The sequence below is a fragment of the Streptomyces niphimycinicus genome (assembly GCF_018883605.1).
In the GTDB taxonomy this organism is placed as follows: Bacteria; Actinomycetota; Actinomycetes; order Streptomycetales; family Streptomycetaceae; genus Streptomyces; species Streptomyces niphimycinicus.
The window spans coordinates 1-9,376 of the sequence record NZ_JAHLEM010000636.1 but is presented as its reverse complement, the minus strand read 5'-3'; the positions used below and the strand labels follow the sequence as shown (position 1 = coordinate 9,376).

Genomic DNA, 9,376 nt, shown 5'->3' with positions numbered 1-9,376 from the left:
CGGCGTCAGCCGTGCGGCGCGCTCGGCCGCCCGCGCCGCGCGGACCTTGCCGCGGCGGACGGGGATGTCGAGCGAGGCCATGCACCACAGCAGTGACCTGCGGTCCTGGACGAACTCCGCCGTGAGCCTCGCCAGTTCGCCACCGTAGGCCGAGCGCCGGTGCCTGCGGGTCATCCGGCGGGCCAGCCCGACCGCCGCGGTGGCGGCGGCCAGGTGGTCGTTGAGGTAGATCCCCAGCCATGGCGGCGCGTGGATGCCGCCGGAGCGGGTCGCGGCCGGTACAGCCATGGTCGTCCTCCCGACGCCGGGCCCCGAGCAGCGGTGTCACGACCCTGCCGGGTACCCCCTGGGCGGACTCCCAAGAGACGAGCGCCGGGGCGCCGCTTCCGGGGGCTGATCGTCAGGGCGCCGATCGTCAGGGCGCCGATCCGGAGTCCGACCGCCGAGGGGAGGCTTCCCGAGGGGCCGCTTCCCGAGGGGCCGATTCGGGGCTCGACGCCCGGGGAGCCGCCTCGGGGTCCGCGCCCTGGGCGCGCTGATGCAGATCTTCCAGCGCGTCCAGCACGACGCTGCGCTCATGCCACTCCAGCCACAGCCCGGCCCGGGTGGCCAACTGGCGGAGTATCCCGGCCTCCGCGTTGGTCAGGCCGCGCCCCGCCTGGGAGCTGTGGACCGAGAACACCCCGACGACCTGGCGGGAGGCGCCGGTCATGGGGATGCTGTGCGCGGTGCGGGAGCCGGTCGCCAGGATGACCTCGCGGGCGGTGTCGGAGAAGACGCGGTCGGTGGCGATGTCCGACATCACCGGCCGGGCGCGGGCCGCCGCCGTGGCGCAGGCGGTCTCGCCCTCGCCGACATGGGCGAAGAAGTCGAGGAACTCCCTGCCGAACCCGTGGTGCTGCTCCATCCGCGGCCCGCTCACCGGATCCGCGAGCTGCACATCGCCCATATCGGAGCCCAGTACCTCCAGGGCCTGGCCCAGCACCGTCTTCACCACCGTGCCGCGATTGACCTCGCCGGGCCGTAGACCCGGCAGGAACGGCAGCGCGGGGGCCTCCTCGGGGGTGCGCCGCGGAAACCACAGCGGGCTGTCCGGATCGGGCCGGTCCATGCGCAGCAGCGCAGCCGCCAGGGTCCGCAGTTTGACGTTGTGCGTCTGTGAACTGTGCTGGAGCAGGGCGAACGCCGTCTGCGGATCGGGCAGCCGGTAGCGCCCCCGCAGTACGCCCTGCGCCTGTGCGATCAGAGGGTGCGAGCGCAGTCTGGCGCGCAGATCGGCGGTCTCCCGGCGCAGCCGTATGACCTCGGGCACCGCCGTTCGGCCGCCGTCCCGCGCGGTGGCGTCCGCCCTCGACGCCGCCGCGCCGCAGGCGGCGACGGCCGTCTCGACGGTGTCGTGGATCCGGATCGTGCCGTCCACCAGCGCCACCCGCAGCAGCCGCGCCACGGGCTCGTCGGCCCCGGCGAGGAGCAGCGCGGCACCGGCTTCGGCCAGGGCCCGCGCGCAGCGCGGCAGCCCCGCACCCCGTCCGCCGTGATCTCCCGGACCTGTGAGAGATCCACGATCACGGCGGCGGTGGGTCTGTCCCGGCCGACCTGCCACGCGCCGGTGAACAGGGGATGGTCCGGCCGCTCGAAGCGCCCGTCGGGGCGCAGCACCCACACCGCACCCGCGGATCCCGCACCCGGCGCAGGGTGCGCCCGCCCGGCGCGGCCTTCCGTACGCCCTGGCCCTCGGCCCTGCCCGTCGCGTCGGTCCCGCGCATCTCAGCCTCGTTCCGCAGTCCGCCCGCAAGGGGGCCTTGGTCCATCCCGGGGCTGCCCCGGACCAAGGACCACCCTTGCAGAACGGCGCCCTCTCGGAACGGCGCCCTCTCGGAACGGCGCCCTTTCAAACGGCGGAACGGGTCAACGCGGCCTGGGTGCGCGCATGGCGTGCAGCGGGGCCCGGTGCAGCGGAACCGTGCGCCACCGTGCGGTGAAGACGCGGCCCGCGAGGGAGCAGGTGACCACCAGGTGATGCGGGGTCTCCAGGAACGCCACGTCCACGGTCAGGGTGTCCGGATCCGTCCAGCCCCCGCTCACCGCCGTGGGGACGGGCGCCCGCGGCCCGTCGTGGACCCGCCACCCCGCACCGTCCAACCCCAGGTCCAGCCGGGACGCCTCCTCGGCCAGCGAGACGGTCCAGCCGCCGGAGCCGTCCTCGGCCACGGTGACCCCCGTCAGGGTCGGCTGATCCGCGCAGGCGCCGCCCTCGGGACCGAACTCCGCGCCCGACCAGGCGCCGGGGTCCGTGAGCGGCGCGGGCTTCGCCGCGAGGGGCGGCAGGGCGAGCCGGGACAACCGCCGCTCCAGCACGGCGTCCTCGTCCTCGCGGCCGGTCAGCGGCGCCTCGCCGAACGCGGGCAGCAGATGCTCCCACACCGCGTCCAGCACGGCCTGCATCCGCTCGGTCTCCGCCGTCGTGGCGATCACCACGTCATGTTCGGGCAGCACCAGGCAGAACTGCCCGAACGCCCCGTCGCCCCGGTACCCGTGCCGGGACATCCAGAACTGGAATCCGTACCCCCGCCGCCAGTCCGGCCCCGAGCCATTGGCCATGGCCTCCTCGGTCGCGATGTGCTCCCGCGTCGCCTCGGCGACCCAGGAGGCCGGTAGCAGCCGCTCGCCCTCCCACTCGCCGCCGCGCAGATACAGCAGCCCCAGCCGGGCGATCGCGTCGGTGGCGGCGAACAGCCCGCTGAAGCCGAGGTCACGCCCGGCCGGCACCTGGAGCCAGGCCGTCTCGCCGATGCCCAGCGGATCGAAGAGGCGCGGCCGCAGATACTCCGTCAGCGACTGCCCGGTCACCCGCTGGACGATCGCGGCGAGCGTGTACGTGGCGGGCTGGTTGTAGGCGAAGACGGTGCCGGGCGCGTGATCCGGCGGAATCCGCAGGAAGCCGCGCACGGGTTCCTCCGGGTCGCCGCCGAACGCCCGCTCCAGGGTCTCCTCGGCATGTCCGCTGGCCATGGACGCGACATGGCGGACGAGCATGGCCCGGCCGCCCGGGTCGGTGATCTCCGCCTCGAACTCCGGGAAGTACGAGATCACGGGATCGTCGAGGTTCAGCAGTCCCTCGGCGGCGGCCAGCCCCGCCGCCGTGGAGGTGAAGCTCTTGCTGAGGGAGTAGAGCAGATGCGGCCGCTCCGCGGTGTACGGCGCCCACCAGCCGGAGGCGATGAGCCGGCCGTGGCGCAGGATCATCAGACTGTGCGGCTCGATCTCCGGTGCGCTCTCGAGGGCGTCGAGGAAGGCGTGGACGCCCCGCGCGTCCACGCCCTCGGCGGCGGGGGTGCTGGTGGGCAGCGGATGAGCAGTCATCAGACGGGTCCTCGGGGGTCAGTGATGGGCCGCGCCCACCCTCCCCGGCGGGGCGGCGGGTGTCCAGAGGGTTTTGTGCCGCGGCGCACCGCGGCGCCCGCGGCGCGGAGGCGGGTCTCAGCCGCGGCCGGTGTCGATGACGCAGAAGCGGTTTCCGTCCGGGTCGGCCAGGACGATGAAATCGGCGTCCGGCGGATACAGCGCCCAGCGGACCCGCCGGGCGCCGAGCGACACCAGCCGCTCGACCTCGGCGGCCTGATCGGCCGCGTCCCCCGCGTAGAGATCCAGGTGGACCCGCGGGCGGCCCTGGACCGGGGTCTCGCTGCGGCCGAGCGACAGCCGGGTCCCGGTGCGCCCGTCCGCGGGGACCAGCACCACCCAGTCGTCCTCGATCTCCCCGCGCGGGACGTATCCCAGGGCCCGCGTCCAGAACGCCGCCGCGCGCCGGACGTCCGAGACCCCCAGCACCACGGAACCGATCGACAGCATGTGTCCAGTCAAGCAGAGGGCGCGGCTGTTCCGGGCCGGTGGCCCGTTGAGAGGATCGGCGGTGACGGATCGGTGGTGATCCGCGAACGCACCAGACGCCGGAAGGACCGAACACCCCGTGAGCGACTCCGTGACCGACCGCGTGACCGACTCCGTGACCGACGACGACGCCGTGCTGACGCGCACCGAGGGCCGCGCCGGACATCTCACCCTCAACCGCCCCCGCGCCCTCAACGCCCTCACCCATCCGATGGTGACCCGGATCGCCGAGGCCCTCATCGCCTGGGAGCGGGATCCGGCCGTCCAGGCCGTGGTGATCGGCGGGGCGGGGGAGCGCGGGCTGTGCGCGGGCGGCGACATCCGCATGATCCATCGGGATGTGACCTCGGGCGGCGGCGCGGCCTCGAGGGCGTTCTGGCGCGACGAGTACACGCTCAACGCCCGGATCGCCCGCTACCCCAAGCCGTATGTGGCCCTGATGGACGGCATCGTGATGGGCGGGGGCGTCGGGGTCTCGGCACATGGCGGCGTGCGGATCGTCACCGAGCGCTCCCGGGTGGCCATGCCCGAGACCACGATCGGCTTCGTACCGGACGTCGGCGGCACCTATCTGCTGTCCCGCGCACCGGGCGAACTGGGGACGCATCTGGCGCTCACGGGAGCGTCGGTGGGCGCCGCCGACGCGCTGCTCTGCGGGCTGGCCGACCATGTCGTCCCCTCCGGGCTGCTGCCCGCGCTGACCCGGGACCTGGCCGCCGACCCGGTGCCGGACGTCCTTCCCCGGTACGCGGTAGACGCCCCGGCCGGGACCCTGGACGGTCAGCGGGAGTGGATCGACCACTGCTACGCGGCGGACAACGTCGAGGAGATCGTGGACCGGCTGATGGCCGTCGGGGAACCGGCCGCCAAGGAGACCGCCGAGACCCTGCTCGCCAAGTCCCCCACGGCGCTGAAGGTCACGCTGGCCGCCGTGCGCGGGGCCCGGGCGCTCGATTCGCTGGAGCGCGTCCTGAAGCAGGAGTACCGCGTCTCCTGCGCGGCCCTGGCCCGCCCGGACTTCGTCGAGGGCGTCCGCGCCCAGGTGATCGACAAGGACCGCTGCCCCCGCTGGACCCCGGCCGCTCTGGCCGAGGTCACCGACGCGCAGGTGGCCGGGTTCTTCGCACCGCCCGCCGACGGCGACCTCCGCCTCGCCGACGCCCCGTAGCCGGACGCCCTGCCGACGCCCCTTAGTCGGACGTCCTGCCGACGCCGACCGGCGTCCTGCCGACGCCGACGGGTGAGCCGTCGGCGTCGGCACAGGATTAATAGTGTGCCAAGCGGCACCTCGGTGGAGTGACCAAGTAGCGGTGGGGGATCACCAACTGCTCTTGGTCACTCCCGGGAGTTCACCCGCGTGTGCCATCTCGCGCAGCCGGATGCGGGAGAGGCCGAAGGCGCGCAGATGGCCGCGGGGGCGGCCGTCGATGGAGTCGCGGTTGCGTACGCGGGTGGCGCTGGCGTCGCGGGGCTGGCGACGCAGTTCCCGCTGGGCGTCGAGGCGTTCCTCCGCCGAGGCCCGGGGGTCGCCGATGACCGCCTTCAGCTCGGCGCGCCGCTTGGCGTAGCGCGCCACGATCACGCGCCGCTGCTCATTCTTTGCGATCTTGCTCTTCTTGGCCATCAGACCTTCCCTCCCCGGGCGCGGATGCGGGCCACGGCCGCTTCGATGCCGATCACGTCGACGGTCCTGATGGCCTTGGTGCTGAGGGTGAGCCGGATGTGGCGGCCCTCGCTGGGCAGCCAGTAGCGCTTGTGCTGGATGTTGGGGTCGAACCGGCGCTTGGTGCGGCGGTGGGAGTGGGAGATGTGGTGGCCGAAGCCGGGCTGCCGGCCGGTGAGTTGGCAGTGGGCGGACATGGTTCCTCCGTTCGGTGGTGTGGGGTCGATGTCGCGGCAGCGTAGCAGCTAGATGAAAATGAAAACCACTTCTGTGTATGCTCTGGCTCATGGCACGCAATGAACTACGCCCGATCATCAAACTGAGGTCCACCGCGGGCACCGGCTACACGTATGTGACCCGCAAGAACCGGCGGAACGACCCCGACCGGATGACCCTCCGCAAGTACGACCCGATCGCCGGCCGCCACGTCGACTTCCGTGAGGAGCGCTGACCGTCATGAAGCCCGGCATTCACCCCGCGTACCGGCCCGTCGTCTTCCGTGACCGGTCCGCCGACTTCGCCTTCCTCACCCGCTCCACGGCAACCAGCGACAAGACCGTGGAGTGGCGGGACGGCAACACCTATCCGGTCATCGACGTGGAGATCTCCTCGGCGAGCCACCCCTTCTACACCGGCAACCAGCGCGTCGTGGACACCGCGGGCCGCGTCGAGCGGTTCGAGCGGCGCTATGGACGCGGGCGGAGGGGCCGGTGATCGCGGACGAGAACCGGCTGGCCGTCGCGGTCGTGGGTGGACTGCACGCCGACGCCCGCCGCGCCGCCGTCGAGGAGATCCTGCGCACGGTGCCCGGCTCGGTGGCGCTGCACCACGATCTGTCCGCCGCCACCGACCGCGCCGTGCGCCGCACGGTGCGTGATGCCTCCGGGCAGCTCGGCGAGGGCGAGGCGCCGCTGGTGAACGACTGCGCGTGCTGTGCGCTGCGCGAGGACATGGTTCCCGAGCTGCTGCGCCTGGCCACGGGCGGCGGGCACCGGCTCGCCGTTGTCGAACTGTGGGAGTCGGTCGAGCCCCAGGCCATGGCCGCCGTCATCGCGGCCGAGGGCGCACCGCTGGAGCTGACCGGGGTGGCCACCGCGGTCGACCCGGCCCTGATGGTGCCGTACCTCGCCAATGGCGACGACCTCGCCGAGGCCGGTCTCGCCGCCGCCCCGGCCGACCAGCGCACCATCGCGGACACCTTCGCCCGGCAGCTCGAGTACCCCACCGTGATCGCCGTCGCCGAGGACGAGACGTCCGAGGAGTCCGCGGACGACGGTGACCTGGCCCTGCTCACCCACCTGACCCCGGGAGCACGGCAGACGCGGCTCGGCGAGGGGGCGTTGGGGCCCGCCCTTCTCCAGGGCTTCGACATCGCGGCGGCGGCCGCCCGTCAGCATCCGGCGTGTGCGCTGCTGCCGCAGGAGGGTGACGACCACGGGGTGGCCACCCTCGTCTGGCGGCGCGAACGGCCCTTCCACCCGGGCCGGCTCTACGCCGCGCTGGAGGACCTGACCTGCGCAGCCGCCCGCAGCCGGGGCCGCTTCTGGCTGGCGGATAGGGGCGACACCCTGCTGTCGTGGGACGCGGCGGGCGGGGCGCTGTGCGTGGAGTCGGCTGGGCCGTGGCTGGCCGCGCTGCCGGACGCCGCCTGGGAGATGGTCCCGGCCGAACGGCGGGTGGCCGCTTCGATGGACTGGCATCCCGACCACGGCGACCGCTGTCAGCACCTCACCTTCACCTCGCCCGGTCTCGACCGCGACGGGCTGCTGGCCCTGCTCGACTCGTGTCTGCTGACCGACAGCGAGTACGCGGCCGGACCGGACTCCTGGCGCCGGCTGCCGCACGCCTTCGACGAACTGCTCGACCAGGTGTCCTGACCGGAGCACGGAGCACGGAGCACGGACACCGCACGCACTACATGGACAAGGACCCGATGATGGCCCGACGCCTCGACCCCACCCGCCGGGACGCCCGGCGCAACCGTGTGAACCCCCTGGACAAGGCGGGGATCACCTACATCGACTACAAGGACACCGAGCTGCTGCGGAAGTTCATCTCCGACCGCGGCAAGATACGCAGCCGCCGGGTGACCCGGGTGAGCGCGCAGCAGCAGCGCCAACTGGCCCGTGCCATCAAGAACGCGCGGGAGATGGCGCTGTTGCCCTATGGGTCGCGCTAGGACGCCGGACCCCGACAGGTGCATGAGTGCGCGTGTGTGCACATAATGGTGTCATGGAGTCCCGTCATCATCACGGACGCTGGTCCCATCGGCGGCACCAGCTCGCGCATCTGCTGAAACCGCACTCCCATGAGTCGGCGCAGAAGGTCGACTCCGCGCTGGAGTCATCGGCCGAGGGCATGCGTGCCCTGTGGCTCTCCCTCGCCGTCCTGGGCGTCACCGCGCTGCTCCAGGCCGGGGTCGTCCTGCTGTCCGGCTCGGTGGCGTTGCTGGGCGACACCGTCCACAACGCCGCCGACGCGCTCACCGCGCTGCCGCTCGGTGTGGCGTTCGTCCTGGGCCGCCGCGCGGCGAATCGCCGGTTCACCTACGGCTACGGCCGGGCCGAGGACCTGGCCGGGATCGTCATCGTCCTGACCATCGCCGCCTCGGCGGCCCTGGCCGCCTACGAGGCCGTGGACCGGCTGCTGCACCCGCGCGACATCTCCCATCCGGGCGTCGTCGCGGTCGCGGCGATCCTCGGCTTCCTCGGCAATGAATGGGTGGCCCGCCACCGGATCCGGGTCGGGCGGCGGATCGGCTCGGCGGCCCTGGTCGCCGACGGACTGCACGCCCGCACCGACGGCTTCACCTCGCTGGCCGTGCTGGTGGGCGCGGGCGGAGTGGCGCTCGGCTGGCAGCAGGCCGATCCGCTCGTCGGCCTGGCCATCACCGCCGCGATCCTGCTCGTCCTCAAGGACGCGGCCCGTGAGGTGTTCCGGCGGCTGATGGACTCCGTCGACCCGGCGGTGGTCGACGCGGGCGAGGCCGCCCTGCGCGCGGTCCCCGGAGTGCTGAGCGTGACCGAACTCCGGATGCGCTGGATCGGCCACCGGCTGCGCGCCGAGGTCACGGTCGAGGTGGACGGCGGCCTGGATCTGCGTACGGCGCACGAGGTGGCGGTCGAGGCCGAACACGCCCTCCTCCATACGGTGCCCCGGCTGACCGCCGCCCTGGTGCACACCGATCCAGCCCCTGGGCCGGGCGCGCGGGACCCGCATCATCTGCTGGCCCATCACGCCGTATGAGGACTTCCGACGACGCCGGGGTGCCGTGGCCGGTGGCCGGTGCGAGCGGCGGCTCCGCCGTGCCCCGGCGCTCAGTCGTGCGGCGGGGCCCCGGTGACCATGTGGTCCGCGTGGTTGACGGCCTCGGTGACCAGCCGGCGCAGATGGCCGTCGTGCAGGGAGTACACCGAGCGGCGGCCCTCCTTGCGCACCTGGACCAGCCCGGCCAGCCGGAGCTTGGCCAGATGCTGGCTCACCGCCGGGCGGGCCGCCCCGCTGGCCTCGGTGAGGGTGTTGACATCGGCCTCGCCCCGGGCGAGGGACCACACCAGGTGCAGTCGGGTCGGGTCGGAGAGCAGCGAGAAGACATTGGCGGCCGTGGAGAACTGCGCCGCGCCGCTGTGATGCGCATGCGAACGGGTCGCAGTTGAGGAGGATTCGCTGACCGGCATGTCCCCATCGTAGAGCGGCGGGCCGAGCGGAGACCCCGCTCGGCCCGCACGGCGCTCAGCTTCCGACGGCGGCCGGGGGGGCGGGCCCGCATCGCGCCCGGCCAGGCGGAGGTGCGCAGCAGCCGCAGACCGTTGAGGCCCACCA

At 73.3% G+C, this 9,376-nt stretch carries 12 protein-coding genes and 1 pseudogene; 6 read left to right on the top strand and 7 right to left on the bottom strand.

Annotated elements, in window-relative coordinates; translation table 11 throughout:
- The 4 genes and pseudogenes from KN815_RS38535 to KN815_RS38520 all read right to left on the bottom strand — a co-directional run.
- Window positions 1-288, bottom strand: a pseudogene (locus tag KN815_RS38535) (hypothetical protein); the annotation flags it as partial.
- Between the two features lie 127 nt (window positions 289-415).
- Window positions 416-1,603 carry an ANTAR domain-containing protein gene (locus KN815_RS38530; protein WP_253209498.1) on the bottom strand — a complete coding sequence of 396 codons (1,188 nt, stop codon included), beginning with the start codon at window positions 1,601-1,603 and terminating at the stop codon, window positions 416-418.
- 305 nt (window positions 1,604-1,908) lie between these two features.
- Window positions 1,909-3,363: a serine hydrolase domain-containing protein gene (locus KN815_RS38525; protein WP_216346462.1), complete on the bottom strand. Its 1,455-nt coding sequence runs from the start codon at window positions 3,361-3,363 to the stop codon at window positions 1,909-1,911.
- A gap of 117 nt (window positions 3,364-3,480) precedes the next feature.
- Window positions 3,481-3,852, bottom strand: a complete 372-nt coding sequence (locus tag KN815_RS38520; protein WP_216346461.1) for a VOC family protein — start codon at window positions 3,850-3,852, stop codon at window positions 3,481-3,483.
- Window positions 3,853-3,970: 118 nt separating this feature from the next.
- Between KN815_RS38520 and KN815_RS38515 the strand changes: the two genes are divergently transcribed.
- The gene (locus KN815_RS38515; protein WP_253209497.1) at window positions 3,971-5,059 is read left to right on the top strand and encodes an enoyl-CoA hydratase/isomerase family protein; all 1,089 of its coding nucleotides are present in this window, start codon (window positions 3,971-3,973) and stop codon (window positions 5,057-5,059) included.
- Window positions 5,060-5,209: 150 nt separating this feature from the next.
- Here the strand turns inward: KN815_RS38515 and rpsN are convergent, their stop codons facing one another.
- A complete protein-coding gene (gene rpsN / locus KN815_RS38510) occupies window positions 5,210-5,515 on the bottom strand; it encodes a 30S ribosomal protein S14 (protein ID WP_216346460.1) in 306 nt (101 codons plus the stop codon).
- On the bottom strand, window positions 5,515-5,751 hold the full coding sequence (gene rpmB, locus KN815_RS38505; RefSeq protein WP_211127227.1) for a 50S ribosomal protein L28: 237 nt from the start codon (window positions 5,749-5,751) through the stop codon (window positions 5,515-5,517). Before rpmB ends, rpsN begins: the two co-directional genes overlap by 1 nt.
- A gap of 89 nt (window positions 5,752-5,840) precedes the next feature.
- Between rpmB and rpmG the strand changes: the two genes are divergently transcribed.
- From rpmG to KN815_RS38480, 5 genes are read left to right on the top strand one after another with little or no spacing between them, the layout of a single operon-like run.
- Complete coding sequence (gene rpmG / locus KN815_RS38500; protein WP_216346459.1) at window positions 5,841-6,005, top strand: 50S ribosomal protein L33; 165 nt, start codon at window positions 5,841-5,843, stop codon at window positions 6,003-6,005.
- Between the two features lie 5 nt (window positions 6,006-6,010).
- Window positions 6,011-6,268 (top strand): type B 50S ribosomal protein L31, encoded by a 258-nt coding sequence (locus tag KN815_RS38495; protein ID WP_216346458.1) that lies wholly within the window; start codon window positions 6,011-6,013, stop codon window positions 6,266-6,268.
- Window positions 6,265-7,431 carry a GTP-binding protein gene (locus tag KN815_RS38490; protein ID WP_216346457.1) on the top strand — a complete coding sequence of 389 codons (1,167 nt, stop codon included), beginning with the start codon at window positions 6,265-6,267 and terminating at the stop codon, window positions 7,429-7,431. The genes KN815_RS38495 and KN815_RS38490 overlap by 4 nt, the downstream gene beginning before the upstream one ends.
- Window positions 7,432-7,490: 59 nt before the next feature.
- Entirely contained in the window at window positions 7,491-7,733 is a 243-nt protein-coding gene (rpsR, locus tag KN815_RS38485) for a 30S ribosomal protein S18 (protein WP_093470847.1), read from the top strand.
- A 53-nt stretch (window positions 7,734-7,786) separates the two neighbouring features.
- Window positions 7,787-8,800: a cation diffusion facilitator family transporter gene (locus KN815_RS38480; RefSeq protein ID WP_216346456.1), complete on the top strand. Its 1,014-nt coding sequence runs from the start codon at window positions 7,787-7,789 to the stop codon at window positions 8,798-8,800.
- 71 nt (window positions 8,801-8,871) lie between these two features.
- Here KN815_RS38480 and KN815_RS38475 read toward each other — a convergent pair whose 3' ends face one another.
- Window positions 8,872-9,231, bottom strand: coding sequence for an ArsR/SmtB family transcription factor (locus tag KN815_RS38475; RefSeq protein ID WP_216346455.1), 360 nt, complete (start codon window positions 9,229-9,231; stop codon window positions 8,872-8,874).
- Window positions 9,232-9,376 lie beyond the last annotated feature (145 nt).